This window comes from Micromonospora sp. L31, assembly GCF_052068075.1.
Classification (GTDB): Bacteria; Actinomycetota; Actinomycetes; order Mycobacteriales; family Micromonosporaceae; genus Micromonospora; species Micromonospora purpureochromogenes.
Window position 1 is genome coordinate 229,580 of the sequence record NZ_JBQHDC010000002.1, and the last position, 26,992, is coordinate 256,571.

Annotated in this window: 23 protein-coding genes; 8 read left to right on the top strand and 15 right to left on the bottom strand. The window is 74.5% G+C overall.

Translation table 11 applies throughout. The annotated features are described in order from the left end of the window. Window positions 1-65 precede the first annotated feature (65 nt). The 3 genes from ACTMS9_RS07630 to ACTMS9_RS07640 all read left to right on the top strand — a co-directional run bounded on the left by ACTMS9_RS07630 (window position 66) and on the right by ACTMS9_RS07640 (window position 5,210). The gene (locus ACTMS9_RS07630; RefSeq protein WP_441164555.1) at window positions 66-1,793 is read left to right on the top strand and encodes a glycoside hydrolase family 3 protein; all 1,728 of its coding nucleotides are present in this window, start codon (window positions 66-68) and stop codon (window positions 1,791-1,793) included. 91 nt (window positions 1,794-1,884) lie between these two features. Beyond that, complete coding sequence (locus tag ACTMS9_RS07635; RefSeq protein WP_441164556.1) at window positions 1,885-2,934, top strand: glycosyltransferase family 2 protein; 1,050 nt, start codon at window positions 1,885-1,887, stop codon at window positions 2,932-2,934. After that, window positions 2,931-5,210, top strand: coding sequence for a hypothetical protein (locus tag ACTMS9_RS07640; RefSeq protein WP_441164557.1), 2,280 nt, complete (start codon window positions 2,931-2,933; stop codon window positions 5,208-5,210). Before ACTMS9_RS07635 ends, ACTMS9_RS07640 begins: the two co-directional genes overlap by 4 nt. Window positions 5,211-5,247: 37 nt before the next feature. On the opposite strand, the gene ACTMS9_RS07645 is transcribed toward ACTMS9_RS07640, so the two are convergent. The 10 genes from ACTMS9_RS07645 to ACTMS9_RS07690 form a co-directional block, all read right to left on the bottom strand. Beyond that, window positions 5,248-5,880, bottom strand: a complete 633-nt coding sequence (locus tag ACTMS9_RS07645) for a lipoprotein (protein WP_441164558.1) — start codon at window positions 5,878-5,880, stop codon at window positions 5,248-5,250. An 87-nt stretch (window positions 5,881-5,967) separates the two neighbouring features. Next, window positions 5,968-6,678: a class I SAM-dependent methyltransferase gene (locus tag ACTMS9_RS07650; RefSeq protein ID WP_441164559.1), complete on the bottom strand. Its 711-nt coding sequence runs from the start codon at window positions 6,676-6,678 to the stop codon at window positions 5,968-5,970. A 245-nt stretch (window positions 6,679-6,923) separates the two neighbouring features. Continuing rightward, window positions 6,924-8,348, bottom strand: coding sequence for an acyl-CoA carboxylase subunit beta (locus ACTMS9_RS07655; protein ID WP_441145596.1), 1,425 nt, complete (start codon window positions 8,346-8,348; stop codon window positions 6,924-6,926). 22 nt (window positions 8,349-8,370) lie between these two features. Then, window positions 8,371-9,597, bottom strand: coding sequence for a beta-ketoacyl-ACP synthase II (fabF, locus tag ACTMS9_RS07660; RefSeq protein WP_441145594.1), 1,227 nt, complete (start codon window positions 9,595-9,597; stop codon window positions 8,371-8,373). 2 nt (window positions 9,598-9,599) lie between these two features. Beyond that, window positions 9,600-9,839 (bottom strand): acyl carrier protein, encoded by a 240-nt coding sequence (locus ACTMS9_RS07665; RefSeq protein ID WP_074313380.1) that lies wholly within the window; start codon window positions 9,837-9,839, stop codon window positions 9,600-9,602. A gap of 87 nt (window positions 9,840-9,926) precedes the next feature. Continuing rightward, window positions 9,927-10,871 (bottom strand): beta-ketoacyl-ACP synthase III, encoded by a 945-nt coding sequence (locus ACTMS9_RS07670; RefSeq protein ID WP_179801228.1) that lies wholly within the window; start codon window positions 10,869-10,871, stop codon window positions 9,927-9,929. Continuing rightward, window positions 10,868-12,037 carry an acyltransferase domain-containing protein gene (locus ACTMS9_RS07675; RefSeq protein WP_441145591.1) on the bottom strand — a complete coding sequence of 390 codons (1,170 nt, stop codon included), beginning with the start codon at window positions 12,035-12,037 and terminating at the stop codon, window positions 10,868-10,870. Before ACTMS9_RS07675 ends, ACTMS9_RS07670 begins: the two co-directional genes overlap by 4 nt. A gap of 87 nt (window positions 12,038-12,124) precedes the next feature. Continuing rightward, window positions 12,125-13,363: a PucR family transcriptional regulator gene (locus ACTMS9_RS07680; RefSeq protein WP_246158556.1), complete on the bottom strand. Its 1,239-nt coding sequence runs from the start codon at window positions 13,361-13,363 to the stop codon at window positions 12,125-12,127. A gap of 63 nt (window positions 13,364-13,426) precedes the next feature. Further along, window positions 13,427-14,089, bottom strand: a complete 663-nt coding sequence (locus ACTMS9_RS07685) for a response regulator (protein WP_441145589.1) — start codon at window positions 14,087-14,089, stop codon at window positions 13,427-13,429. Further along, a complete protein-coding gene (locus ACTMS9_RS07690; protein ID WP_441164560.1) occupies window positions 14,086-15,264 on the bottom strand; it encodes a sensor histidine kinase in 1,179 nt (392 codons plus the stop codon). The genes ACTMS9_RS07685 and ACTMS9_RS07690 overlap by 4 nt, the downstream gene beginning before the upstream one ends. A 200-nt stretch (window positions 15,265-15,464) precedes the next feature. Between ACTMS9_RS07690 and ACTMS9_RS07695 the strand changes: the two genes are divergently transcribed. The 3 genes from ACTMS9_RS07695 to ACTMS9_RS07705 all read left to right on the top strand — a co-directional run bounded on the left by ACTMS9_RS07695 (window position 15,465) and on the right by ACTMS9_RS07705 (window position 17,476). Then, the gene (locus ACTMS9_RS07695; RefSeq protein ID WP_441164561.1) at window positions 15,465-16,004 is read left to right on the top strand and encodes a hypothetical protein; all 540 of its coding nucleotides are present in this window, start codon (window positions 15,465-15,467) and stop codon (window positions 16,002-16,004) included. A 101-nt stretch (window positions 16,005-16,105) separates the two neighbouring features. Continuing rightward, window positions 16,106-16,513, top strand: a complete 408-nt coding sequence (locus tag ACTMS9_RS07700; protein ID WP_441145583.1) for a hypothetical protein — start codon at window positions 16,106-16,108, stop codon at window positions 16,511-16,513. A 36-nt stretch (window positions 16,514-16,549) separates the two neighbouring features. After that, window positions 16,550-17,476 (top strand): NADP-dependent oxidoreductase, encoded by a 927-nt coding sequence (locus ACTMS9_RS07705; RefSeq protein ID WP_441145581.1) that lies wholly within the window; start codon window positions 16,550-16,552, stop codon window positions 17,474-17,476. Window positions 17,477-17,541: 65 nt separating this feature from the next. Here ACTMS9_RS07705 and ACTMS9_RS07710 read toward each other — a convergent pair whose 3' ends face one another. Further along, window positions 17,542-18,210: a hypothetical protein gene (locus ACTMS9_RS07710; RefSeq protein WP_441164562.1), complete on the bottom strand. Its 669-nt coding sequence runs from the start codon at window positions 18,208-18,210 to the stop codon at window positions 17,542-17,544. Window positions 18,211-18,487: 277 nt separating this feature from the next. Here ACTMS9_RS07710 and ACTMS9_RS07715 point away from each other — a divergent pair, with 277 nt between their 5' ends. Further along, window positions 18,488-19,054, top strand: coding sequence for a copper resistance CopC family protein (locus ACTMS9_RS07715; RefSeq protein WP_441164563.1), 567 nt, complete (start codon window positions 18,488-18,490; stop codon window positions 19,052-19,054). A gap of 125 nt (window positions 19,055-19,179) precedes the next feature. On the opposite strand, the gene gltX is transcribed toward ACTMS9_RS07715, so the two are convergent. The 3 genes from gltX to ACTMS9_RS07730 all read right to left on the bottom strand — a co-directional run bounded on the left by gltX (window position 19,180) and on the right by ACTMS9_RS07730 (window position 23,331). Next, window positions 19,180-20,589: a glutamate--tRNA ligase gene (gene gltX / locus ACTMS9_RS07720; protein ID WP_441145575.1), complete on the bottom strand. Its 1,410-nt coding sequence runs from the start codon at window positions 20,587-20,589 to the stop codon at window positions 19,180-19,182. A 157-nt stretch (window positions 20,590-20,746) separates the two neighbouring features. Next, window positions 20,747-22,024, bottom strand: coding sequence for an MFS transporter (locus tag ACTMS9_RS07725; RefSeq protein ID WP_441164564.1), 1,278 nt, complete (start codon window positions 22,022-22,024; stop codon window positions 20,747-20,749). Beyond that, a complete protein-coding gene (locus ACTMS9_RS07730) occupies window positions 22,021-23,331 on the bottom strand; it encodes a GH1 family beta-glucosidase (protein WP_441145921.1) in 1,311 nt (436 codons plus the stop codon). The genes ACTMS9_RS07725 and ACTMS9_RS07730 overlap by 4 nt, the downstream gene beginning before the upstream one ends. Before the next feature lie 201 nt (window positions 23,332-23,532). On the opposite strand from ACTMS9_RS07730, the gene ACTMS9_RS07735 reads away from it, so the two are divergent. After that, entirely contained in the window at window positions 23,533-23,979 is a 447-nt protein-coding gene (locus ACTMS9_RS07735; RefSeq protein WP_210776116.1) for an SRPBCC family protein, read from the top strand. A 264-nt stretch (window positions 23,980-24,243) separates the two neighbouring features. On the opposite strand, the gene aceE is transcribed toward ACTMS9_RS07735, so the two are convergent. Beyond that, window positions 24,244-26,988, bottom strand: a complete 2,745-nt coding sequence (gene aceE / locus ACTMS9_RS07740) for a pyruvate dehydrogenase (acetyl-transferring), homodimeric type (protein WP_441145571.1) — start codon at window positions 26,986-26,988, stop codon at window positions 24,244-24,246. Window positions 26,989-26,992: the final 4 nt, after the last annotated feature.

Genomic DNA, 26,992 nt, shown 5'->3' on the forward strand with positions numbered 1-26,992 from the left:
GACCGGCACACCCCACCGGCCGGCCGCCCGGCTCCGGTTGCCGCCACGAGTCGGCAGCGGGTTTGATGGGCCGCGTGCCGACCTCACCGCGACGTGCCGGCGTCGCCCTCGCCGCCCTGACCGCGCTGCTCGTCTCCGGCTGCTCGGCGGAGCCGGAACGCCCGCGCCCGGCGCCGAGCCCGTCGGCCTCCGCCGCCCCCGGTCCGACCGGCACCCCGGCGGCCGACCCGGCCGCCCGGGCCGCCGCGCTGGTCGGCACGCTCGCCGACGAGGACCTGGTCGGCCAGGTGCTGATGCCCTACGCGTACGGCAGCTCCGCCACCGACGTCACCGCCGCCTCGGCGGCCGGCAACCGCGCCCTCGCCGGGGTCGACACCCCCGCCGAGATGGTCGCGAAGTACCGCCTCGGCGGGGTGATCCTGGTCGGCTTCAGCGCCGACGACCCGACCTCCGGCAACCAGGCCACCACCAACGTCGACAACCCGGCCCAGGTGCGCGACCTCACCACCGGGCTGCGCGCCGCCGCGGCGAAGCTCCCCGCCGGGGCGGCGCCCTTCCTGATCGGCACCGACCAGGAGTACGGCGTGGTGACCCGGATCACCGACGGGGTGACCACCCTGCCCAGCGCGCTGGCCGCCGGGGCGGCCGACGACCCGGCGCTGACCGAGGCCGCCTGGCGGGCCGCCGGTGCCGAGCTGGCCGCGATGGGGATCAACCTGGACTTCGCCCCGGTCGCCGACGTGCTGGCCACCCGCAGCACGGTGATCGGCTCCCGCTCCTTCGGCGCCGACCCGAAGCGGGCGTCCGCCCAGGTCGCCGGCGCGGTGAAGGGCCTGCAGAGCGCCGGCGTCGCGGCCAGCGTCAAGCACTTCCCGGGCCACGGGCTCAGCGCCGCCGACTCGCACAAGGACCTGCCGGTGATCGGACAGCCGCGCCAGGAACTCGACGCCACCGCGTTCCCGCCGTTCACCGCCGGCATCGACGCCGGGGCGATGGCGGTGATGTCGGCCCACCTCGACGTCAAGGCGGTCGACCCGGGCACCCCGGCCACCTTCTCCCGCAAGCTCCTCACCGACGTGCTGCGCGGGCAGCTCGGCTTCCGGGGCGTGGTGATCACCGACGGGATGAACATGGCGCCGGCCAAGCGCTGGGCGCCGGGCGAGGCCGCGGTCCGGGCGCTGCTGGCCGGCAACGACCTGATCCTGATGACGCCGCACGTCGGCCAGGCGTACGACGGGCTGCTGGCCGCGCTGCGCGACGGGTCGCTGCCCCGGACCCGGCTGGTCGAGGCGGCCACCCGGGTGCTGACCATGAAGTTCCAGCTCGCCGACCGGCCCGCCCCGGCGATGTCCACGCTGAACAGCGCCGAGCACCGCAAGGCGGCGCAGGACCTCGCGGCGGCGGCGGTGACCGTGCTGCGCGGCGCCTGCAGCGCCCCGGTCCGCGGCCCGGTGACCGTCACCTCCTCCGCCGGCCGAGACCACACCCGGGCCGCGCTGACCGAGGCGCTCACCGCGGCCGGGGTGCCGGTGGCGCCGAGCGGCGGCACCAAGGTGCACCTGGTCGGCTACGGCGACGGCGCGGACGACCTGAGCGCCGACGCGGCGGTGACGGTGGCCATGGACACCCCGTACGTGCTGGAGAAGGCGAAGTCGCCGACCCTGCTGGCCACCTACTCCTCCAGCCGTACCTCGATGACCGCCCTCGCCGACGTGCTCGCCGGCCGGCAGCGGCCGGGCGGCCGGTCGCCGGTGCGGGTGCCGGGGCTGCCGGCCACCACCTGCGCGGCCTGAGGTCCCCCGCGACCGGCCCGGACGGTCCCCGTCCGGCTGATAGCGTGCGGTGGTCCACCAGGGGAAAGACGCGCGGGAGGGGGCGAGCGCCGTGACGCGACCGGAGCCGGCCCTCTCGGTGGTGGTGCCGATGTTCGACGAGGAGAGCGTCCTGCCGCTGTTCGCCCGGCGGCTGCGCGCGGTCCTCGACGGCCTCGGCGAGGCGTACGAGGTGGTGGCCGTCGACGACGGCAGCACCGACGGCACCGGGGCCGGGCTGGCCGCGCTGCGCGCCGGCTGGCCCCAGCTGCGGGTGCTGCGGCTGCGCCGCAACAGCGGCCACCAGGCGGCCCTGGTCGCCGGGGTGCTCCGGGCCCGCGGCCGGTACGTGGTCAGCATCGACGCCGACCTCCAGGACCCGCCGGAGACGATCGTCGAGATGCTCCGCCTCGCCCGCGCCGACGACCTCGACATCGTCTACGGCGTCCGGGCCGACCGCCGCACCGACAGCGCCTTCAAGCGGTGGACCGCGGCCGGCTACTACCGGCTGATGCGCCGCCTGGTCGGCAAGCAGGTGCCCGCCCAGGCCGGCGACTTCCGGCTGCTCAGCCGCGCCGCCGTCGAGGCGCTGCGGGAGCTGCCCGAGCGCAGCCCGGTGCTGCGGCTGGTGGTGCCCTGGCTCGGCTTCCCCAGCGGCGAGGTCAGCTACCAGCGCGACGAGCGGGCCGCCGGGCGGACGAAGTACCCGCTGTCCCGGATGGCCGGGCTGGCCGCCGAGAGCGTCACCAGCTTCTCCGCCGCGCCGCTGCGCTTCGCCACCTGGCTCGGGCTGGCCGGGGTGGCGGTCTGCGGGGTGCTGGTGGTGGTGGCCGTCCTCGCCTGGCTGGCCGGGTCGACCGTCTCCGGCTGGCCCTCGCTCTACGTGGCGGTGCTCTTCCTCGGCGCCGTGCAACTGCTCTGCCTCGGCCTGCTCGGCGAGTACGTGGCCCGGATCTACACCGCCGTGCAGGGCCGGCCGGCGTACTTCGTCGCCGCCGACAGCGCCGACGGCGCCGGCAACGCCGACGGCCCCGGCAGCACCGACGGCGCCGACGGCCCGGCGGCCGGAGTCGACGCCGCGGGCCCGGCGGGCACGGGCGAGCTGGCCGACAGCCTGCGGTGACCGCCCTCGCCACCGGCGACGCCGCCCGCGCCGCCGCCGCGCCGCGCCGCCGGCCGGCCCCGGCCCGCTTCGCGCCGGCCCTGTCCGGGTACGCCTTCGTCGCGGTCACCCTGCTCGCGGCCGGCACCCCCGCGCCGGACCTGCTCCGCTACACGCTCTACGCCGCGCTCGCCGTGGCGCTGCCCGGCACGCTGCTCTGGCGCACGCTGCGCCGCCGGCCGCACACCCTGGTCGAGGACGTGGCGATGGGCAGCGCCCTCGGGCTGGTGCTGGAGCTGGTCGCCTGGGCCGCCTGCACCGCCGCCGGCCTGCCGGGCTGGCTGCGGCTCTGGCCGGTGGCGGTGCTGCTGCCGTACGCCGCCGTGCCCCGGCTGCGCCGGCACTGGCGGGCCGGCGGGACGACCCCGGTGCCGACCGGCTGGGCCTGGTCGCTCGCCGGGGTGGTCGCCGGGTTCACCCTCTACCTCAGCGAGTCGTTCCTGCGGGTCAACCCGGTGCTGCCCACCGACGAGGGGCAGGCCCAGTACATCGACCTGGCGTTCCAGCTCTCGCTGGCCGGCGCGGCCACCCACCAGGTGCCCCCGGAGGTCCCCCAGGTGGCCGGCGAGCCGCTGCACTACCACTGGTTCGGCTTCGCCCACCTCGCGGCGGCCAGCCTGGTCAGCGGCGTCGACCTGCCCACCGTCTTCTTCCGGCTCGCCGTGCCCGCGCTCTGCGCGCTCGCCGCCGTGCTGGTCGCGGTGGTCGGCTGGCGGGTCACCGGCCGGCCGTACGCCGGGGTGGTCGCCGCCGGACTGATGTTCACCGTCGGGGAGTTCGGCTTCGAGAACGGGCTGCGGCAGCTCTTCGGCAGTCAGGTCACCTTCATCGTCTGGGGCAGCCCGTCGATGACGTACAGCTGGGTGCTGCTGCTGCCACTGATCGCCGTGCTGGCCGAGATCGTCGGCCGGGCCCGGGGCAGCACGGTCCCGCCGGTGGGCCGGGGCGCCTGGGTGCTGGCGGTCCTGCTGCTCGCCGCCTCCACCGGGGCCAAGGCCAGCTCGGTGCCGGTGGTGCTGGCCGCGCTGGCGTTCACCGTCGTGGTGCTGCTGGTGACCCGGCGGCGGCCGCCCCGGCCGGTGCTCGTCGCGGCGGCGCTGGCCCTGGCGGCGCAGGTGTTCGCCACCGCCGTCCTCTTCGCCTTCGAGAGCCACGGCGTGACCGTGGAGCCCTTCTCCGGGCTGCGCCCGTACGTCGGCGAGGGGCACTCCGGCCCGGTGACCGCGCTGCTCTGGGCCGGGGTCCTGGTCGCCTTCCTGCTCAACCTCCAGCTCCGCCTCGCCGGCGTGCTGGCGCTGCTGAGGCTGCGCCGGTGGCGGCTGGAGCCGGCGCAGGTCTTCCTGCTCGGCGGAGCGCTGGCCGGTCCCGCGGTCTACCTGCTTGTCGCCCACCCGGGCAGCAGCAACCAGTACTTCACCCGGACCGGCTTCGCCTTCGGGGTGCTGCTGTCCGGCTGGGGCTTCGTCGAGCTGCTGGACCGGACCGCGCTCACCACCCGGGGACGGGTGCTGCTCGGCGTCGGCGCGGCGAGCCTCGCGCTGGCGCTGACCGCATACCAGTTGCGCTTCCCGGCGATCGTGCCGCCCGAGCGGCCGTACGCCGCGGTGCTGCCGCTGCTCTGCTGGGCGGCGGCCCTGCTGGTGCCGGTCGTCCTGGTGGCCCTGCTCTGGCCGGGGCTGGTCGACCGCTGGCCCGGCCTGGCCGGCCGGGGCCCGGTGGTGCTGCTCACCGCCGTGCTGGTGGCCGGCGCGCCGGGCCTGGTGCTCGACGCGGCCGCGGCCCGGTACTTCACCAACGGCGGGGCGTACGCGGTGGAGCGGATGCCGGCCTCCCGGGTGCAGGCGGCCCGCTGGGTGCGCGCGCACAGCGCGCCGGAGGACGTGCTGGCGACCAACGTGCACTGCCGGGTGGTGGTGAGCGGCTGGTGCGACGCCCGCTCGTTCTGGCTCAGCGGCTACGCCGAGCGGCCGGTGCTGGTGGAGGGCTGGGCGTTCGCGCCCCGGATGGTGGGCCGGCCCGAAGGCCCGTACGCCCCGTTCTGGGACGCCGAGCGGCTGCGCGCCAACGACGCCGCGTTCACCGCGCCCACCGCCGCCGGCCTGGCCGAGCTGCGCGACCGGTACGGCGTGCGCTGGCTGGTGGTCGACCGCACGGTCGACCCGGAGTCCCCGGACCTGGCCGAGCTGGCCGACCTGCGCCACGAGAACGCGCGGATGGCCGTCTACCGCCTGCGTTGACGCCCGGCCCGCCACCGGCGGGCCGGGCGCCCGGCGGTCACTTCGGCAGGTTGGTGCTCGACTTGGCCAGCTGGTACGCCGGGAGCATCGCGGTGAACTCCTCGTCGTCCGCTCCGCCGAGGGTGACCAGGATCTTGCCGTAGAGGCTGGACACCAGGATCGCCCGCTTCCGTCCGTCGTCACCGGTCCAGGTCGCCTCGAACGAGTCCAGCGGGCCGGCCTTGGTGCGCCGGTACTGCCGCTCCGTGGCCGAGCCGTAGTCGTCGATGAACTTGTCCAGGGTGATCTGCGGCGTCCGGGGCGTCGCCCCCTCGACCCGCCAGACCCGCAGGAAGCCGATGTGCCCGGCCGGCTTCGCGTCGATCTCGCAGAGCGGCACCGCCGGTCCGATCTGGAAGTCCTTGCCGGAGGTGACCGCCTTGACCTTCCACTTCGCCGGCACCGAGAAGGTGATCGGCAGCGGGCAGGTGCTGCCCTCCGGGCCGACCGTGGTGCCGGCGGCGGCCGGGGCGACCTCGTCGTACCAGGGTGGACCGGCCGCGATCGGCGAGGCGGTCGGGGTGGCCGACGGCGACGGTGACGGCGCCACGGCGGGCTCCTTCGCGTCCTCGGCGCAGCCGGTCGCCACGGTCAGGGTGAGCGCGGCCAGTACGGCCACCCGTCGGATCATCTGTCACGTCCCCCGTCGGATCTCGTGCCGTCGACGCGACGGCCGGGAGATGCTAGCCGACGGGACGCGCTCGCGGGGGCCGCCGACTCAGGCCGGGCGGTGGGCGCGCAGCATCAGCGAGACCCCGGGCAGCGACCGCACCGGCAGGTACCGCTCGGCGGTGACGACCGTGCGCAGCCCCAGGTTGACCAGCGGGTGCAGGTCGCCCAGGTCGCTGCCGGTGGAGGTGCGGCGCCGCCAGGCGGCGACCGGGCGGAGCAGCACGTTCCAGCTCCACAGCTCGTCGATCACCAGGCCGGCTTTCTCCACCACCGCCCGCAGCGACTCCCGGTCGTAGCGGCGGACGTGCCCGACCGCCACGTCGTGGGCCGACCAGAGCGCCATGTCGCAGGGCACCGCGATCAGGGCCGTCCCGCCGGGGCGCAGCGTGCGGCGGATCTCGGCGGCGGCCAGGTGGTCCTCGTCGAAGTGTTCGAGGATGTCGAAGGCGACCACCAGGCCGAGGCTCGCCGATCCGACGGGCAGGCGCCGGGCGTCGGCCCGGATCACGTCGAGCCCGCGCTCCCGGGCCACCCCGGCGCCGTCGGCGCTGTACTCCAGGGCCAGCGGGCGCCACCCGTGCGCCCGGAGCACCCGGGTGTTGCCGCCGCCGGCCGCGCCGACGTCCAGCGCCCGCCCGGGGCGTGTCCCGGCGGCGGCCAGCCGGCGCAGCGACCGGGCCAGCAGGGCACGCCGCTCGCGGTACCACCAGTGGGTGTCCTCGAGCGCGGCGAGCTTGCGGATCTCCGTCGCTTCCACGGCGTGCTCCTCGCGGGGTCGGCGGCCCTCACCCTAGCCGCCCGGATGACTGCCGGCCGGTCGGTGACGTGATCGACTCCGTTCCGGCGACATGGCGGTGTCCTGCTCGCGGCGATGCCGCCGGTCCGGCGACACGGAGTCGATCAACGCAGGGGAGTGCGAGCCGGACCCGGGGCGCGAGCCGGACTGAAGGCGGTCAGGGCCCGCACCCGGAAAGGCGCGGACCCTGACTGGTACGACCGGTGCTACAGCGGGATGTTGCCGTGCGCGCCCCGTGCGGCGGGGGCCCCGGCGAGCGCCTCGGCGATCCGGCGCCGGGTCTCCTCCGGCTTGATCACGTCGTCCACCACGCCGATCTCCAGCGCCCGGTTCACCCCGCCGGCGACCCGGGTCTGCTCCTCGATCAGTTGCGCGCGCAGCGTCTCGCGCTCCTCCGCCGGGGCGGCGGCGAGCTTCTTGCGGTGCAGGATGTTGACCGCCGCGCTGGCGCCCATCACCGCGACCTCCGCGTTCGGCCAGGCGAAGACCGCGGTCGCGCCGAGCGAGCGGGAGTTCATCGCGATGTACGCCCCGCCGTACGCCTTGCGGGTCACCAGCGTCACCCGCGGCACCACCGCCTCGGCGAAGGCGTGCAGCAGCTTCGCCCCGCGCCGGACCACGCCGTCCCACTCCTGGCCCAGGCCGGGCAGGTAACCGGGCACGTCGACCAGCACGATCAGCGGCACCCCGAGCGAGTCGCACATCCGCACGAAGCGGGCCGCCTTCTCGGCGCTGGACGCGTCGAGGCAGCCACCCAGCCGCAGCGGGTTGTTGGCGATCACGCCGACCGTCCGGCCGGCGAACCGGCCGAGCGTGGTGACCACGTTCGGCGCCCACTTGGCGTGCAGCTCCACGCCGGGGGCGTCCAGCAGCGCCTTGACCACCGGCTTGACGTCGTACGCCCGGTTGGTCTCGGCCGGCATCTTCGCCATCAGGTCGTGCCCGTCCTCGACGCCGGTCGCCACGTCGTCGGGGGAGAGCCGGCCCTGGCGGCCGAGCAGCGCGGCGAGCTTGCGTGACTCGACCATCGCCGCCTCGTCGTCGGCGCAGGTTACGTGCACCACGCCGGAGCGCCGGCCGTGCGGCTCGGGGCCGCCGAGCCGCTCCATGTCGACCTGCTCGCCGGTGACGCTGCGGACCACCTCGGGCCCGGTGACGAAGATCCGCCCGGCGCCGCTCATCACCACGATGTCGGTCAGCGCCGGCCCGTACGCCGCGCCACCGGCCGCCGGACCGAGCACCACCGAGATCTGCGGCACCCGGCCGGAGGCGCGCACCATGGCGGCGAAGACCTGCCCGACGGCGTCGAGCGCGACCACGCCCTCGGCCAGCCGGGCGCCGCCGGAGTGCCAGAGGCCGAGCACCGGCACCCGCTCCCGGACGGCGGTGTCGATCGCGTCGACGATGTGCCGGCACCCCTCGGTGCCCATCGCGCCGCCCATCTTCGTGGCGTCCGTGGCGTACGCGATCGCCGGCGTGCCGTCGACCTCACCCCGCGCCCAGAGGACGCCGGAGGTGTCCCGGGGGGCCAGCAGGCGCAGCGAACCGGCGTCGAACAGGGCCCGGAGGCGCAGCTCCGGATCCCGGTAGTCCACGGTGGATGTGTCCGCACCAACGGCGGTGGTGGTCACGTGAGCCTCCAAGGCTGTGGTCTCAGGCCCGCGTGAAGACGAGAGCCACGTTGTGTCCGCCGAAGCCGAACGAGTTGTTCAACGCGGCGGGGATGTCCATGTGGCGCGCCTTGTTGGCGGCCACCTCCAGAGTGAGGCCGTCGTCCGGGTCATCGAGGTTGATCGTCGGGGGTACGACACCGTCGCGGATCGCCAGGATGGTGGCGATCGACTCCAGCGCGCCCGCCGCACCCAGCAGGTGACCGGTCATGGACTTGGTGGCGGTCAGCACCGGGTGGTCGCCGAGCGCTTCGTGCAGCGCCTTGATCTCGGCGATGTCCCCGACCGGGGTCGAGGTGGCGTGCGCGTTGACGTGCACGATGTCGGACTTCGCCACGTCCGCGTCGGCGATCGCCTTGGCGATGGCCCGGATCGCGCCCGCACCGTCCGGGTGCGGCTGGACGATGTCGTAGCCGTCGGAGGTGATGCCCGAACCGGCCAGCCGCGCGTACACCCGGGCGCCCCGGGCGGCCGCGTGCTCGGCCCGCTCCAGCACCAGGATGCCGGCGCCCTCGCCGAGCACGAACCCGTCGCGGCCCTTGTCCCAGGGGCGGGAGGCCTGCTCCGGCTCGTCGTTGCGCGTCGACATGGCCCGCATCGAGCTGAAGCCGGCGATCGGCAGCTGGTGGATGACCGCCTCGGTGCCGCCGGCCACCACCACGTCGGCCCGGCCGGCACGGATCATGTCCATGCCGAGCGCGATGGCCTCCGCGCCGGTCGCGCAGGCGCTGGCCACCGAGTGGACGCCCGCCCGGGCGCCCAGCTCCAGCCCCACCCAGGCGGCGGGGCCGTTGGGCATCAGCATCGGGATGGTGTGCGGGGAGACCCGGCGCGGGCCGGACGCCTCCAGGATGTCGTCCTGGGCGAGCAGGGTCAGCGCGCCGCCGATGCCGGAGCCGACGCTGACGCCCAGCCGGTCCGGGTCGGGCCCGGAGTCGGCCAGGCCGGCGTCCGCCCAGGCCTGCTGCGCCGCGATGATCGCGATCGCCTCGGAACGGTCGAGCCGGCGGAGCTTGACCCGGTCCAGCAGGGCGGCCGGGTCGACCGCCAGCTGGGCCGCGATCCGGACCGGCAGCTGCCCGGCCCACTCCTGGGTGAGCGCACTCACCCCGGAGCGGCCGGCGAGCATGGCGTCCCAGGTCGACGCGACGTCCCCGCCCAGCGGGGTGGTCGCGCCGAGCCCGGTGACGACGACGTCGATGCGACTCATGATCAGGACTGCGCCGCGATGTAGGTGACGGCGTCGCCGACGGTCTTGAGGTTCTGCACCTCGTTGTCCGGGATCTTGACGCCGAACTTCTCCTCGGCCGCCACCACGACCTCCACCATGGAGAGCGAGTCGACGTCGAGGTCGTCGGTGAAGGACTTCCCCTCGGCCACGTCGTCCGGGTTCACCCCGGCAACCTCTTCGAGGATCTCGGCGAGGCCGGTGGTGATCTCGTCACGGGTCATTTCGGTTGGTTCCTCTCATCGGGGGTTACTCGGCGGCCGACGACGTGTCGACCGCCGCTCCTCGGCGCTGGCGCGCCGGAGGGGGTCTCAGGGGCAGCGGACGACCTGACCGGCGTAGGTCAGGCCGCCGCCGAAGCCGAACAGCAGCACCGGGGCGCCCGAGGGCACCTCGCGCCGTTCGATCAGCTTGGACAGGGCCAGCGGCACGCTCGCCGCCGAGGTGTTGCCGGACTCGACGATGTCCTTCGCGATGATCGCCTGCGGGATGTTCAGCCGCTTCGCGATGCCGTCGATGATCCGCGCGTTGGCCTGGTGCGGCACGAACGCGGCCAGCTCCGACGGGTCGACCCCGGCCCGCTCGCAGGCCTGCAGGGCGAGCGGCGCCAGCGCGGTGGTGGCCCAGCGGAAGACCGCCTGACCCTCCTGCGCGATGTACGGGCGCCAGCCCTCGATGCGTACCGCGTCGCTCTTCTCCGGCACCGAGCCCCAGACCACCGGGCCGACCCCGGCCGGCTCGCCCTCGGCGGCGGCGGTGACCACCGCGGCCCCGGCGCCGTCGCCGAAGATGATGCAGGTGGAGCGGTCGGTCCAGTCGGTGAAGTCGGAGAGCTTCTCCGCGCCGACGACGATCGCGTTGCGCGCCGCCCCGGCCCGGATCGCGTGGTCCACGGTGCCGAGGGCGTACGCGAAGCCGGAGCAGGCGGTGTTGATGTCGTACGCGCCCGGGGCGGCGATGCCCAGCTTGGCGGCGACCCGGCAGGCCACGTTCGGGCTGCGGTCGACCGACGTGCAGGTGGCCACGACGACCAGGTCGATGTCGGCGGCGGTGAGGCCGGAGTTGGCCAGCGCCTTGCCGGCGGCGGCGGTCGCCATGTCGGCCACCGTCTCCCCGTCGGCGATCCGCCGGGTGACGATGCCGACCCGGTCCCGGATCCACTCGTCGTTGGTGTCCACCAGCTGGGCGATGTCGTCGTTGGTGACGACGCGGGAGGGCTGGTAGTGGCCCATCGCGAGGATCCGACTGCCGGTCATACCTGGCCTCCGATGCGGGCGAGGGGTTGGCCCGGCGCGACCGGGTCGTCGTGGTGGGCGAGCCACTCGGTGAGCAGGCCGCTGTCGTGCGCGGTCACCTCGACCGGCCCCTGCCGGGTCGCGATGTGGCCGATCACCTGGCCAGTGCGCAGGTCGGCGCCCTCGGCGAGGTCGGCGGTCGGTTCGAAGGTCCCGGCGGCGGGGGAGACCACCACCCGGAACTGGACCACCGGCTCGTGGCCGCGCAGCCCGCTGTGCCGGGCGATCAGGTCGCGCGCGGCCGGCAGGTCGTCGGGGGTGTTGAGGGTGACGATCTCGGGTCCGCCCGTGGCCTTCAGCTCCCGCTTGATCAGCCCGGCCAGGGTGCCGGCCGGGGGCAGCTCGACCACGCCGGTGACGCCGAGGTCGGCCAGGGTGCGCATGCAGAGGTCCCAGCGGACCGGGGCGGTGACCTGGCGGACCAGCCGCTGCACCATTTCCCGGCCGTGGTTGACCGCCGAACCGTCGAGGTTGGACAGCAGGATCCGGGACGGCTCGGCCGGGGTGATCCCGGCGGCCACGCCGGCCAGCGCTGCCTCGGCCGGCGCCATGTACGGGGTGTGGAACGCGCCGGCGACCTTGAGTCGGGTGATCCGGGCCTTCGCGGGCGGCTCGGCGGCGAGCTTGTCCAGCGCGTCGAGCGCCCCGGCTGCGACGATCTGGCCGGCGCCGTTGCGGTTGGCCGGGTGCAGCCCGTGCGCCGTGATCGCGGCGAGCACCTCGTCCGGGTCGCCGCCGAGCACGGCGGCCATCCCGGTGGGCTCCAGGGCGCAGGCGGCGGCCATCTCCCGGCCGCGTACCCCGGCGAGGGTGATCGCCGCCTCGGCCGGGAGCACCCCGGCGAGGGCGGCGGCGCCGAGCTCGCCGACGCTGTGGCCGGCGGTGACCGCGACGTCGTACATCGGCAGCTGCTCGGCGGCGAGCAGGGCCGCCGCGACCAGCAGCGGCTGCGTCCGGGCGGTGTCCTTGATCTCGTCGGCGTCGGCCTGGGTGCCGAGGTGCACCAGGTCGACCCCGGCGAGCGCGGACCACCACCGCAGGCGGGCCTCGGTGCCGGGCAGGTCGAGCCAGGGAGTCAGGAAGCCGGGTTTCTGGGAACCCTGGCCGGGAGAGAGTACGGCGAGCACGTCTATGACTCTCCTGGATACCTCCGGGTAGCGCTGTGTCGGCACCGACCAAACCGCACTAGAACCTTTGGAGGGATCCTACAAAAATCAACGGCGGTCATCACCCGTCTGTGATGTTTTCCTGACCCCTGGGGTCATTGTCTGGGTCGGGACGGCCGTGACCGCCGGGACGACCGGGTCGAGCCGCCCGACGGTCAGCGCCACCTGGAGGGCGAACGCGTCCCGGGGCGACAGCGGCGAGAAGCCGGTCACCTCGGCGATCCGGCGCAGCCGGTAGCGGACCGTGTTCGGGTGGACGAACAGCGACCGGGCCGCGCTCTCCAGCGTCCCGCCCGCGGTGAAGAAGGCGTCCAGGGTCTCCAGCAGCTCGCCGCCGGCGCGCACCAGCGCCGCGTACACGTCGTGTCGCAGCCGCCGGCGGGCCTCGGCGTCGCCGGCGAGGGCCCGCTCGGGCAGCAGCTCCGCCGCCGACACCGGGCGCGGCGCGGTCGGCCAGGCCGGCGCGGCACGGAATCCGGCGAGCGCCGCCCGCGCCGACTCCGTCGCCTCGTCCAGGCTGGGTACGGCCGGCCCCACCACCACCGGCCCCTCGCCGAACGCGGGCAGCAGCTTCTCGGTGGCGGCCACCGGGTCCGCCGCCCCGCCGAGCACGATGACCAGCCGGTCGCCGTGCACGCCGCCGATCACCTCCACGCCGATCCGGCGGGCCTGCCGGTAGACGGTGTGCAGCACGGCGGCCACCTCCCCGCCGGGGGAGCGGCCCACCGCCACCGCCACCGGCGGCGCGTCCGACCAGCCCAGCGCCGCCGCCCGGCTGGCCAGCACGTCGGGGGAGTCGCCGCGCAGCAGCGCGTCGACCAGCAGCGCCTGGAGCCGGGCGTCCCACGACCCGCGGGACTCGGCGGCCCGGGCGTACACCCGGGCGGCGGCGAAGGCGATCTCCCGGGAGAACCGCAGCACCGCCTCGCGCAGCTGCTGCTCCTCGCCCGGGGCGGCCAGGTGCGACACCTGCTCCTCGACGACGTCGATGGTCACCTTGATCAGCGCCACCGTCTGCTGGAGGCTGATCGAGCGCGCGAGGGCCTCCGGCGCGGTGGCGAAGACCTCGTCGGAGACCTCCTGGGTGCTGTCCGCGCTGCCGCCGCCCGAGCGCAGCCACTGCACCAGGGACCGGGCCCCGGCCTGGGCCACCAGCATGACCCAGGAGCGCTGGTCGGCCGGGAGCTCGCGGAACCAGGGCAGGCTCTCGTCCATCCGGGCCACGCTGGCGGTGGCCAACGCCCCCGCCGCCCGTTCGATCCGGCGGAGCGTGGCCGACAGCTCCATCCCGCCCGGCTCGCTCACCGGTCCAGCCTGACACGTGCTGACCTGGCCATCCACGCCGGGCGGTCACTGTGGCGCGGTCAGCCCCAGCTCCTGGGCCAGGATGGCCGCCTGCACCCGGCTGCGCAGCTCCAGTTTCGCCAGGATCCGGCTCACGTGGGTCTTGGTGGTGCTTTCCGCCATCGCCAGCCGCTGCGCGATCTGCTGGTTGGACAGCCCGGCACCGAGGCAGGCGAGCACGTCGCGCTCCCGGGGGGTCAGGGCCGCCACCGCCGACCGGGCGGCCGGCGGCGCGGCCGGAGCGCTCCGGGCGAACGCCGTGATCAGCCGCCGGGTGACCGCCGGGGCGATGATTCCCTCGCCCCGCGCGACGGTCCGCACCGCCGCCACCAGCCCCGCCGCGTCGGTGTCCTTGAGCAGGAAGCCCGCCGCGCCGGCCCGCAGCGCGGCGAAGACGTACTCGTCGAGGTCGAAGGTGGTGAGCACCAGCACGTCGGCCAGCCCGTCGGCGACGATCTCCCGGGTGGCGGAGATCCCGTCCAGCCGGGGCATCCGGACGTCCAGCACGGCCACGTCCGGGCGCAGGTCGCGGCAGAGCCGTACCGCCTCCTCGCCGTCCCCCGCCTCGCCGACCACCTCGATCTCCGGGGCGCTCGCCAGGATCAGCGTCAGCCCGGCCCGCACCGCCGCCTGGTCGTCGGCGAGCACGACCCGCACCCCGGCGGTCACCCGGACGCCCCGGTGGGCAGGGCGGCCACCACCCGCCACCGCCCGTCGTGCGGCCCGGCGGAGAACCGCCCGTCCAGCAGCGCCGCCCGTTCCCGCATGCCGACCAGTCCGGCGCCCGCGCCCGGCAGCCGCCCGTTCCCGCCGCCGCCGATCGGGTTCTCCACCGTCACCACCACCTCCGCCGGCTCGTACGCCACGCTGAGCTCCGCCGCGCCCGCGCCGTGCCGTAGGGCGTTGGTCAACGACTCCTGCACGATCCGGTACGCCGCCAGGTCGACCCCGACCGGCAGCGGCCGGGGTGTCCCGGTGACGGTGGCGCGCACCGCCAGCCCGGCCCCCGCCACCCGCTCGATCAGCCGGTCCAGCTCGTCGAGGCGTACCCGGGTCGGGCCCTCGGCCGGGTCCTCGCCGGCCGGGCCCCGCAGCAGGCCGATCAGCTGGCGCATCTCGGCCATGCCCTGCACGCTGCTCTCCCGGATCACCCGCAGCGCCGCGTCCACCCGGTCGGAGTCCAGCCCGGGCGCGGAGAGCACCGCGGTGGCGTGCAGGGCCACCGCGCTGAGGTGGTTGGCCACCACGTCGTGCAGTTCCCGGGCCATCCGCGTCCGCTCGGCGAGCACCGCCTGCCGGCGGTCCAGTTCGGCCAGCCGGGCGGTCTGCTCGGCCCGGGCCCGCTCGGCCGCCGCCTGGTCGCGGTACTGGCGCACGCTGACCCCGGTGAGCACGGGCAGCACGCCGGCCAGCACGAACGGCACCCCGGCGGCGACGCCGCGCCAACCCCACAGCAGCGCGCCGACCGCCGCGCCGGCCACGCTCAGCCCGACCGCGGCCCCCAGCAGCCACCGCCACAGCCGGGGCGGGCCGTACACGCAGGCGTCGTAGAGCACCTGGGTGTAGATCAGGGCGGTGCCCAGCGACACCCCGAGCGCCGTGTCGGCCAGCACCGCGCCGGTGCCGAGGGCCAGGCTGGCCCGGGGAGCCGCCCGGCGCAGCCCGACCGCCACGCAGATCACCGCCAGCGGCGCCAGGAACAGCGCCTCCGGCACCGGCGGCTGCCAGGGGAACTGGGGCTGGAACCCGACGCCGTAGAGGACCAGGCCACCGGCGAGCGAGGCCCCGGCCAGCGCCAGGTCGCGCCCGGGCGTGCCGGAGTCGATCCAGGCCGGCGTCCGCATGACCCGATCCCACCACACCCCGCGCCGCCCGCCCTCCGCCTGCGGGAGGAGCCCGCCCGCCGACGTCTCCGCCGAAGGAGGTACCCGGCCGGCGCCGTCCCGCCAGGTCCGTCGAAGGATGGACCCGCATCTCGTTCCCGCCGTCGAGGCGGCGCCGTCCCGGCCCGGGGACGCTGGACACCGACGACGGGGAGGTACGGATGCTGCTGGCGGTGATCGTCGCGTGCGAGGTCGGGTTCTGGGTGGTGCTCGGCGCCGGACTGGTCGCCCGCTACCTGCTGCGCCGGCCACGGCTGGGCGCGGCGCTGCTGGTCTGCGTGCCCCTGGTCGACCTGGTGCTGCTGGTGGCGACGGTGCTGGACCTGCGCCGGGGCGCTACCGCGAACGTCACCCACGGGCTGGCGGCGGCGTACCTCGGGTTCTCGGTGGCGTTCGGCCACTCGCTGGTCCGCTGGGCCGACCAGCGCTTCGCCCACCGCTTCGCCGGTGGGCCGTCGCCGGTCCGGCCGCCCCGGCACGGCTGGGCCCGCACCCGCCACGAGTGGCGGGAGTGGGGCAAGGCGCTGCTCGGCTGGGCGATCGCCTGCGCCCTGCTCGGTGCGGCGATCCTCTACGTCGACGACGCCGAGCGCACCCGCGAGCTGGTGAACTGGATCCGCAGCCTCACAGTGGTCATCGTGATCTGGCTGGTCGCCTTCCCGGTCTGGGAGACGATCTTCCCGCGCCGCCCGAAGCGCTGACACCCGGGTACGCGCTGCACACGGCGTCGGTGCCGGCCAGTACGGTGACGTGGGCGCCGGGGCGACCTCCCGGCGCGCGACGCGAGCGTGAGGAGACCGGGATGGCGCACGGGGAGGCCGAACACGGCTGCGCCCAGGGCGAGCCCTGCCGGCTCGGCCACCACGAGCAGCAGGGGCCGCTGCGGCCCCACCGCCGGCTCGCGGCGGTGCCCTGCCCGACCGAGCAGGCCGGCCGGGCGCCCGAGCGGGCCGATGACGAGGTGACGGTGCCCCGGCAGCGTCCCGCCGAGCCGGCCCCTGCGGAGGCGGTGCCGTCCCGGCCGCTCGGCGTCGAGCCGGGCCCGCGTCCGCCGGCCGGCGAGCCGGCCGCGTCGGGCGAGCCCGACCCGACCACCCCCCGGGCCTGCCGCAGCGACCTGGCCGGCTGGGCCGGCGCGCACCGGCACGGCCCGGTCCGCCCCAGCCGCCGCCCCGACCGCCGGGAGCGGCCCCCGCACCGCTGGTGCTGACCACCTGACGGCCGTCCGGTCGCTAGCGTGGGCAGGGTGAAGGCGATCGCGATCGACGCGTACGGCCCGGCCGACCAACTCGCCCTGCGAGACCTGCCGGACCCGCCGGTAGGCCCCGACACCGTGCTGGTGCGGGTGCGCGCGGCGGGCGTGAACCCGGTCGACTGGAAGGTCCGCGAGGGCCACCTGGCCGCCGCGATCCCCGGTCACTTCCCGCTGGTGCCCGGCTGGGACGCCGCCGGCGAGGTGGTCGCGGTGGGGCCGGCGGTGGCCGGGTTCGCGGTCGGCGACGAGGTGATCGGGTACGTCCGCCGCGACGACCTCCAGTACGGCACGTACGCCGAACTCGTCCCGGCCCCCGAGCGCTGCCTGGCCGACAAGCCGGCGCAGGCGTCCTGGGCGGAGGCCGCCGGCCTGCCGCTGGCCGGGCTCACCGCGTACCAGGCGTTGCAGGCGGCGCGCACCGGCGCGGGGGACACCGTGCTGGTGCACGGGGCCTCGGGCGGGGTCGGTCACCTGGCCGTGCAGGTGGCCCGGGCGCTCGGCGCCGACCGGGTGATCGGCACGGCGAGCGAGGCCAACCACGACTTCGTCCGCGCGCTCGGCGCCGAGCCGGTCAGCTACGGCGACGGCCTGGCCGACCGGCTCTGCGCGGTCGCGCCCGACGGGATCGACGTGGCGCTGGACCTGTTCGGCGGGGAGGCGCTGGACGTCTCCGCCGAGCTGCTCGCCCGCCCGGCCCGGCTGATCTCCACCGCCGACCCGGAGCACGTGACCCGGCTCGGTGGCAGCTACGTCTTCGTCAAACCGTCCACCCAGGACCTCACCGTGCTGGCCGGGCTGGTCGACGCCGGCCGGCTGACCGTGCAGGTCGAACGGACGTTCCCCCTGGCGCAGGCCGCGGACGCGCAGCGCCTGGTGGCGGCGGGGCACGTCCGCGGCAAGGTGGTGCTGGAGGTCTGAGCCTGCTGGAGGTCTGAGCCTGCTGGAAGTCCGAGCCTGCTGGAGGTCTGCGCCGCCCGGGCGGCTCAGCGGGTACGGCGGCGGACCAGCAGCGCGATCCCGGCCAGTCCGGAGGTGATCACCAGCATCACCCCGGCGTTGAGCAGCAGCAGGCGCTGCAACTCGCTGATCGCGGCGTCGATGTCCCGGCCCGGGTTGAGGGCGTCCTCCGGGATGACCCGCTCGCCGCCGCCGACGCCGCCGCTGACCGTGTCGAACTGCCGCTCCAGCGGCACCCCGGCGGTACGCAGCGTCTCCGACATGTTGAGCCGGCCGAGGAACCAGCCGGCGCTGGTCTTGCGGGAGTCCGGCTGCTTGGCCGGCCGGTAGGCCCGGGGCCCGCCCTTGGCCAGCGGGTAGAGGTCGAAGGTCTGCTTCGGCACGTCCCCGGCGAGCACCACGATCGTGTACTTCGGACCGAGGTCGGCGCGCTTCGGACCGGCGGCGGCGCCGCTGCGGCCGAACCAGTTGACCTGGTCGATCACCGCGAGCACGTGGGCGGGCTGGCTGTCGGCGCGCAGCCGCAGCGGCTCGGTCAGCCCGTCGCCGGTGATGTCCACCCCGGCCGGGGGCGGCTTCGGGGCGGCGCGTTGCGGGCCGGTGGCCTGCGCGGGCGCGGCCATTCCGGCGCTGAGCACCACGGCTGCCGCCATCGCGACCACCACGCCGAGCAGCCGCCTCACCCTTCCGACCATAGCCGCCTCCTCGCCCCGTTCGATGGATGGCTGTGCTGCAGGGTCACGCGTTGGTCGTCGATGGCGGTGACCGTGCCCGCAGGCCGGGGTTTCCCCATCTCAAAGACTCCGCAGAACGGCGCTAGGTTGCAGCTGCTGGACCATTATCTGGAACTATCTGCGATCCGGGCCCGACTAATGGTCAGCCGTTGATCAGCGGGCGGATCGTACCTTTGCGGAGGGGTTCATGGGGGGCAGGGTCGCACGTATGGCGCGTACCTCGCTAGCGGTTACGGGCGTGGCGCTCGGTGTGTCGTTGCTGCTGCCGGCGACGCCGGCAGCCGCGCACAACTCGCTGACCGGCAGCGACCCGGCCGACGGCGCGCGGGTCGCCGCGGCGCCCGCCCGGATCGAGCTGCGTTTCCTGTCCAGGGTCGACCCGGCCACGACGAAGATCACAGTGGTCGGGCCGGACAACGTGCCGGCCGCCGGCGCCGCGCCGCGCTTCGCCGGCAGCCGGGTCGCCGTGCCGTTCAAGCCCGGAAAGGCCGGCCTCTACATCGTCGGCTACCAGCTCTCGTCCAGCGACGGCCATCCGGTGCGGGGGGAGGTGCGCTTCACCCTCACCACCGGCACGCCGGCCGATCCGGCCTCGCCGTCGCCGTCGCCGTCCTCGGCGGCCCCGTCGCCGTCCGTCGGGACGGCGTTGCCGCCGACGGGCGCCGCGACGACGGCCGGGCCGGCTGTGCCGGCTGCCCGCTCCGACGACGACGGCACGCCGGTCTGGCCCTGGCTGGTCGTCGCCGGGCTGGTGGTGGCCGGGCTCGGCGCCGTCCTGCTGCGCCGCCGCGCCACCCGCTCCTGACCGGTCCCGCACGTCTCCGGCCGGGGATCGACGCCGTACCGCGGTGACCGAGGTCGATCACCGGGTCCGACGCAGCTACGACGAAGGGCCCGCCGGGGAACCGGCGGGCCCTTCTCGGGTACGTCTCAGACCAGGCGGACCCGGGCGGCGCGCAGCCGGGCCAGGGTGCGCTCCCGGCCGAGCACCTCCAGCGACTCGAACAGCGGCAGCCCGACGGTGCGGCCGGTGACCGCCACCCGGACCGGCGCCTGCGCCTTGCCCAGCTTCAGGCCGCGCTCGGCGCCCACCGCCTCCAGGGTCGCCTTCAGCGACTCGGCGTCCCACGACTCCAACGCCTCGTACGCGGCGATGGCCGCGTCGAGCAGCTCGGCCGCGCCCTCCTTCATCGCCTTGGCCCAGGCGGCCTCGTCGATCAGCGGGTCGGCCAGGAAGAGGAAGTCCACGTTCGGCACGATCTCGCTGAGCACCGCGATCCGGGTCTGGGCCAGCGGCGCCACCGCCGCGAAGGCCTCGGCGTCGAACTCGGCCGGCTGCCACGGCGGCGGGGCGATCGTCTCGGTGCCGGTCAGCCAGGGCTGGCAGGCGGCCACGAACTCGTCGACCGGCAGGGCGCGGATGTACTCGCCGTTGAACGCGCGCAGCTTCTTCTCGTCGAAGAAGGCGGAGGAGGCGTTGACCTCCTCCAGCCGGAACTCCTCCTCGATGACCGACCAGGGCACGATCTCCCGGTCGCCCGACGGCGCCCAGCCGAGCAGCATCAGGTAGTTGCGCATGGCGTCGGCGAGGTAGCCCTCGTCCCGGTACGCCTCCAGGGCGACCTTGTCGCGGCGCTTGGAGAGCTTCTGCCGCTTCTCGTTGACCACCACGGGGACGTGGGCCCAGACCGGCGGCTTCACCCCGAGGGCGTCCCAGAGCAGCTGCTGCTTGGGAGTGTTGGGCAGGTGCTCCTCGGCCCGGACCACGTGGGTGATCCCCATGGTCATGTCGTCGACCACGTTGGCCAGCAGGAAGACCGCGGAGCCGTCGCCGCGGGCGATGACGAAGTCCTCGATCAGCTTGTTCTCGAAGGTCGGCTCGCCGCGGATCAGGTCGACCACCACGGTCTCGCCCTCGTCCGGGGTGCGGAAGCGCAGCGCGCGCCCCGGGCCGGGCTCCAGGCCCCGGTCCCGGCAGAAGCCGTCGTAGCCCTGGTACTGCGAGCCGGTGCGGGCCTGCACGTCCTCCCGGGTGCAGTCGCAGTAGTACGCGCGGCCGGCCTCGTGGAGCCGCTGGGCGGCGGCGCGGTGCTCGGTGGCGTACTGCGACTGGAAGTAGGGGCCCTCGTAGCTGCCCCGGGCGATGCCGATCCACTCCAGCGCGGAGAGGATGCCCTCGGTCCACTCGGGCTTGTTGCGCGCCGCGTCGGTGTCCTCGATGCGCAGCACGAAGACCCCGCCCTGCTGCTTGGCGTAGATCCAGTTCTGCAGCGCCGAGCGGGCGCCGCCGACGTGGAACATACCGGTCGGGGAAGGGGCGAAGCGCACACGTACCGTCACGTCCTCCAGCCTACGGCCGCCCGCCACCCCATTCCCCCACGGGTCCCGCCCCGGCCCTCCCTCCACCCAAGATCCCAGCGCACTTTCTCGGCAAGCGTGGCCATTCGGCGCGGAATGAGCACTCTTTCCGGGAAAGTGCGGGCGGTCGGGGGTGGGGTCAGCGGACGGCGCGGATCTTGAGGACGAGGGCGCTGCCGAGGAGGGTGACGGCGGCCGTGGCGGCGTAGAGGGTGGGGTAGCCGCCGAGGTGGACCACGATCGGGGCGGAGATGGCCGGGCCGAGCACCTGCGGGGCGGAGTTGGCGATGTTGATCACCCCGAGGTCCTTGGCCCGGTCGGTGGCGCGCGGCAGCACCTCGGTGATCAGCGCCGCGTCGACCGACAGGTAGACGCCGTAGCCGGCGCCGAGCAGCAGCGCGGCGGCCACCGCCATCGACCAGACCGGCGCGACGGCGAGCAGCAGCGCCGCCACCGCCATGATCACTCCAGAGGTGATCACAAAGACCTTGCGCCGGCCGGAGCGGTCGGAGAGCCGGCCGGCGATCACCGCGGTCAGCATCATCCCGGCGGTGTAGAGCAGGATCAGCACCAGCAGCGCGCCCTCGGGGTCGGGGTGGCGCACCCCGTCGGTGAGGAAGTACAGCAGGTAGAGGGTGCCGAGCGCGTTGCCGATCTGGACCAGGAACCGGGTGATCCAGGCCCAGGCGAAGTCCGGGTGCCGGCGCGGGCTGATCCACATCGAGGCGGCCACCGCCCGCCAGCGCAGCGCCGGGCGGTGCGCCCGGGGCAGCGGGTCGTCGGCGGTGAGCAGCGCGAACGGCAGCGAGAGCAGCAGCACGGCCACCGCGATGGCCGCGTAGCCGGCGGTGGTGCCACTGACCACGGCGGTGACCAGCACCGCGCCGACCACCAGGCCGAGGGCCTGCGGGATGCCCACCCAGCCGGAGACGCCGCCACGCTGGGCGACCGGCACCCGGTCCGGGATGGCCGCGGTCAGGCTGGCCAGCATCGCGTTGAAGCACACCTGCGCGGCCACCCAGCCCACCGTCACCCCGGCGATGGTGTCCTGCCGGGCCAGCAGCACCAGGGCGAGCGCGCCGAGCACCGCGCCGCCCGCCGTCCAGACGTGCCGGCGGCCGAACTCCCGCCCGCCGATCCGCAGGCAGGTACGGTCCGACAGCGCCCCGGCGAGCGGGTTGGCGAGCACCGCCGCGAGCGCGCCGATCCCGGTGACGACGGCCAGCATGGCCTCCTTGTCGAGCGGGGCGATCCGCTCGACCTGCTGCGGCAGCAGCACCTGGATCGGGGTGAAGAAGGCCATCCAGACGCCGAGGTTGGCCGCGAAGATCAGCGCGATCCAGCCCCGCCGGACCGGCACCATCGGCTCGGCGAGCGCCGCCGGCAGCGAGGTCGGCGTCGGGTCGATCGTGGTCATCGCCGGACGACCTGGTCCCGGTACCAGGCGTACGAGGACTTGGGCGTGCGGACCTGGGTGTCGAAGTCGACGTGCACCAGGCCGAAGCGCTTGGTGAAGCCCTCCGCCCACTCCCAGTTGTCCAGCAGCGACCAGACGAAGTATCCGGTCACGTCGACGCCGTCGTCGATCGCCGCCCGGACCGCCCGCAGGTGCCCGTCGAGGTACGCGATCCGCTCCGGGTCGTGCACCCGGCCGTCGGCATCGGGTACGTCGTCGTAGGCGCAGCCGCTCTCGGTGATCTGGATCTCCGGCAGCGCCTCGCCGTAGGTGTCGTGCAGCCAGGTGAGCAGTTCGCGCAGCCCTTCCGGGACCACCGGCCAGTCGAAGCCGGTCCTCGGGTAGCCCTCCAGCGGCACCATCTCGAACGGCAGCGGCGCGTCCTCCTCGGGCGCGCGGATCCCGGTCGGGTTGTAGTAGTTGACTCCCAGCACGTCGATCGGCGCGGCGATGATGGCCAGGTCCCCGTCGCGCACCGGGGCGTCCTCGAAGCCGGGCGGGTAGCCCCGGCCGAGCAGCGGATCCGTGAAGAGTCGGTTGTGCAGCGCGTCGTACGCCGCCCCGGCGGCCCGGTCGGCGTCGGTGCCGCCGAGCAGCCGCACCGGCGAGTAGTTGTTGGCGATGGCGACCGGACTGCTGCTGCGGGCGCGCAGCGCGGCGACCGCGAGGCCGTGCCCGAGCAGCTGGTGGTGGGCGACCGGCAGGGCGTCGAAGAGCAGGAACCGGCCCGGCGCGTGCACCCCCGTGCCGTGGCCGAGGCTCATGTGGATGAACGGCTCGTTCAGGGTGATCCAGAGCTTCACCCGGTCGCCGAGGCGGGCGGCGACCAGGTCGGCGTACTCGGCGAAGCGGTGCGCGGTGTCCCGGTTCAGCCAGCCGCCGGCGTCCTCCAGTGGCTGCGGCAGGTCCCAGTGGAAGAGGGTGGCCACCGGGTCGATGCCGGCGGCTAGCAGGTCGTCGACGAGCCGGTCGTAGAAGTCGAGGCCGGCCGGGTTGGCCGCCCCGGTCCCGCCGGGCTGCACCCGGGGCCAGGCCATCGAGAACCGGTACGCCGAGACGCCCAGCCCGGCCATCAGCGCGACGTCCTCGCCGTGCCGGTGGTAGTGGTCGCAGGCCACGTCGCCGGTGCTGCCGTCGGCGATCCGCCCCGGGGTGTGCGCGAAGGTGTCCCAGATGGACGGCCCGCGTCCGTCGGCGTCGGCGCCACCCTCGATCTGGTACGCGGAGGTGGAGACCCCCCAGCGGAAGCCGGCGGGGAACGCGGGCATCGGCGCGGTCGTCACAGTCGCCCTCCCAGAAACATGAGACGTGTTCGGGACTCTAGGACGCGGACCCGCGAAGCGCCATAGGCCCGCAGCGCTGCGGGCGCAAGGCTTTTCGGCGTGTCTTTTCCGAACCCGTCCCAGTACGTCCGAATTTGCGCATACAGTGCGGAATATCGCGGATGTCCTCAGTGGGGGAAGACAGAAATGATCCTCGTGGAACGCAGTGCGCACGTGATGGCGCCGATGGAAGCGGTCTGGGACGTCGTGCAGCGGGCCGAGCAGTTGCCGGCCTGGCTGGCGGGCGTCCGCGCGGCCGAGGTCCTCTCCGGGGAGGGCTTCGGCCGGCGACAGCTGGTCCAGGCTGGGCGCGGCGCGGCGCACGAGGCAGAGGTGATCGCCTACCAGGAGCCGACCCTGATCGGGTGGCGGGAGCGGGCCAGGGGCGCCGGCGCCCGGGCCGAGGCGCGCACCGAGATCTACGTCCAGCTGACTCCCGACGAGGAGCAGGGCGGGACGATCGTGCGGCTCATCGTCGTACGGTGGCCGGCCGGTCCGGTCAAGGCGGCCCTGCTCCGGCTCGGGCTGCGTCGGGTCGGCGCCGACCTGGAGGACTCGCTGGCCCGCCTCACCGACCTGGCCGCCGTCGGCTGAGCAGGGCGCGTCCTACGGCGTCACCCGCGACGGCGGTGGCCCGGCGTCCCCGCCAGGGGCTCCGGACCACCGCCGCTTCCGTAGCCGGGCCCGCTCCGGCGCCGCGCGGCGGGTGGAGATCGCCTCCAGGTCGGCGAGGTGGCGGCATCGTCGGCACCGGGACACCGCCACGTCGCCGACGTGGAGTCGATCAGGAGGCGGCGTGCCGGGAACGACAGCGGGCCCGGCGCGTGGTGCGCCGGGCCCGTCCGTCGTACGCGGGGACTAGCTGTCGCCGCCGGTCTCGCCGACCGGGGCGGCGGTGACGTCCTCGAGGGCGTACTTCTTGGCCGCCTCGGCCGGCACGGTCGCCGGCACCGCGCCGCGCAGCGCGAGCTGCCGCAGCGTCGCGACCGTCACCGACTCGGCGTCGACGTGGAAGTGCCGGCGCAGCGCGTGCCGGGTGTCCGACATGCCGAAGCCGTCGGTGCCGAGCGAGGTGTAGTCGCCGGGCACCCAGCGCGAGATCAGGTCCGGCACCGCGCGCATCCAGTCGCTGACCGCGACCTTCGGCCCGTCGGCGTCGGCCAGCTTCTGCTGGATGTACGGCACCCGCGGCTCACTGCCCGGGTTGAGCAGGTTGTGCTCCTCGCACTCCACCGCGTCCCGGCGCAGCTCGGTCCAGGAGGTCACCGACCAGACGTCGGCGGCCACCCCCCAGTCCTGGGCGAGCAACTGCTGCGCCCTGAGCGCCCACTGCATGCCGGTGCCGGAGGCCAGGATGTTGGCCTTCGGCCCGTCCCCGTTCACCTGCGGCGCCGGGGAGTAGCGGTAGATGCCCTTGAGCAGCCCCTCCACGTCCACGTCGGACGGCTCCGCCGGCTGGTGGATCGGCTCGTTGTAGACGGTGAGGTAGTAGAAGATGTTCTCCTGCCCCTCGCCGTACATCCGGTGCAGGCCGTTCTCCATGATGTGCGCGAGCTCGAACGCGAACGCCGCGTCGTAGGCGACCACCGCCGGGTTGGTGGCGGCGAGCAGCAGCGAGTGCCCGTCCTCGTGCTGCAGACCCTCACCGTTGAGCGTGGTCCGGCCGGCGGTGGCACCGAGCAGGAAACCGCGGGCCATCTGGTCCGCCGCCGCCCAGAGCCCGTCGCCGGTGCGCTGGAACCCGAACATCGAGTAGAAGATGTACATCGGGATCATCGGCTCGTCGTGGGTGGCGTACGACGTGCCGGCCGCGGTGAACGAGGCGACCGAGCCGGCCTCGTTGATCCCCTCGTGCAGGATCTGCCCGGTGGTCGACTCCTTGTACGACAGGAACAGCTCCCGGTCGACCGAGGTGTACCGCTGGCCGTGCGGCGAGTAGATCTTCGCGGTCGGGAAGATCGAGTCCAGGCCGAAGGTGCGGGCCTCGTCCGGGATGATCGGCACCCAGCGCTTGCCGAACTCCTTGTCCTTCATCACGTCCTTGAGCAGGCGGACGAAGGCCATCGTGGTGGCCACCTTCTGCTTGCCCGAGCCGCGCTTGACGTCGGCGAACCGCTCCGGGCCCGGGATGGTCAGCCGCTTGCTGCTGGTCCGCCGGGACGGCAGGTAGCCGCCGAGCTGCTGGCGCCGCTCCTTGAGGTACGCGATCTCGTCGGACTTCTCACCCGGGGTGTAGTACGGCGGCAGGTAGGGGTTGTCCTCCAGCGCCTTGTCCGGGATGTCCAGGTAGAGGCGGTCGCGGAAGGTCTTCAGATCCTCCAGCGTCAGCTTCTTCATCTGGTGGGTGGCGTTGCGGGCCTCGAAGTGCGAACCGAGCGTCCAGCCCTTGATCGTCTTGGCCAGGATGACCGTCGGCTGCCCGGTGTGCTCGGTCGCCGCCTTGTACGCCGCGTAGAGCTTGCGGTAGTCGTGGCCACCCCGCTTGAGGTTCCAGATCTCGTCGTCGGAGAGGTGCTCGACCATCTTGCGGGTCCGCGGGTCACGGCCGAAGAAGTGCTCCCGGACGTACGCCCCGGACTCCGCCTTGTAGGTCTGGTAGTCGCCGTCGGCCGTGGTGTTCATCAGGTTCACCAGCGCGCCGTCGGTGTCCGCGGCGAGCAGCGGGTCCCACTCCCGGCCCCAGACCACCTTGATCACGTTCCAGCCGGCGCCCCGGAAGAAGGCCTCCAGCTCCTGCATGACCTTGCCGTTGCCCCGGACCGGGCCGTCCAGCCGCTGCAGGTTGCAGTTGATCACGAAGGTGAGGTTGTCCAGCTCCTCACGGGCGGCCACGCCGATCGCGCCGAGGGTCTCCGGCTCGTCCATCTCGCCGTCGCCGAGGAACGCCCAGACGTGCTGCTGGGAGGTGTCCTTGATGCCCCGGTGGTGCAGGTACCGGTTGAACCGGGCCTGGTAGATGGCGTTCAGGCCGCCGAGCCCCATCGAGACGGTGGGGAACTCCCAGAAGTCCGGCATCAGCCGCGGGTGCGGGTACGACGGCAGGGCGCCGCCCGGGTGGGACAGCTCCTGGCGGAACCCGTCGAGCTGGTCCTCGCTCAGCCGCCCCTCCAGGAACGCCCGCGCGTACATGCCGGGGGAGGCGTGACCCTGGTAGTAGATGTGGTCGCCGCCGCCGGGGTGGTTCTTGCCCTTGAAGAAGTGGTTGAAGCCCACCTCGTAGAGCGAGGCCGAGCTGGCGAAGGTGGAGATGTGCCCGCCGACGCCGATCTCGGGGCGCTGCGCCCGGTGCACCAGCATCGCCGCGTTCCACCGGACGTACGCCCGGATCCGCCGCTCCACGTGCTCGTCACCGGGGAACCACGGCTCGCGCTCCGGAGCGATGGTGTTGATGTAGTCGGTGGTGGTCAGCGACGGCACCCCGACCTGGCGCTCGCGGGCCCGCTCCAGCAGGCGCAGCATGACATAGCGGGCGCGTTTGGTTCCGCGCTCGTCGATGACACCGTCGAGCGACTCGACCCATTCGCCGGTCTCGTCAGGGTCGATGTCCGGAAGCTGGCTCGGCAGACCAGCGGTGATCACCGGGCGCTTGCGTTCCGTAGCCACAGGC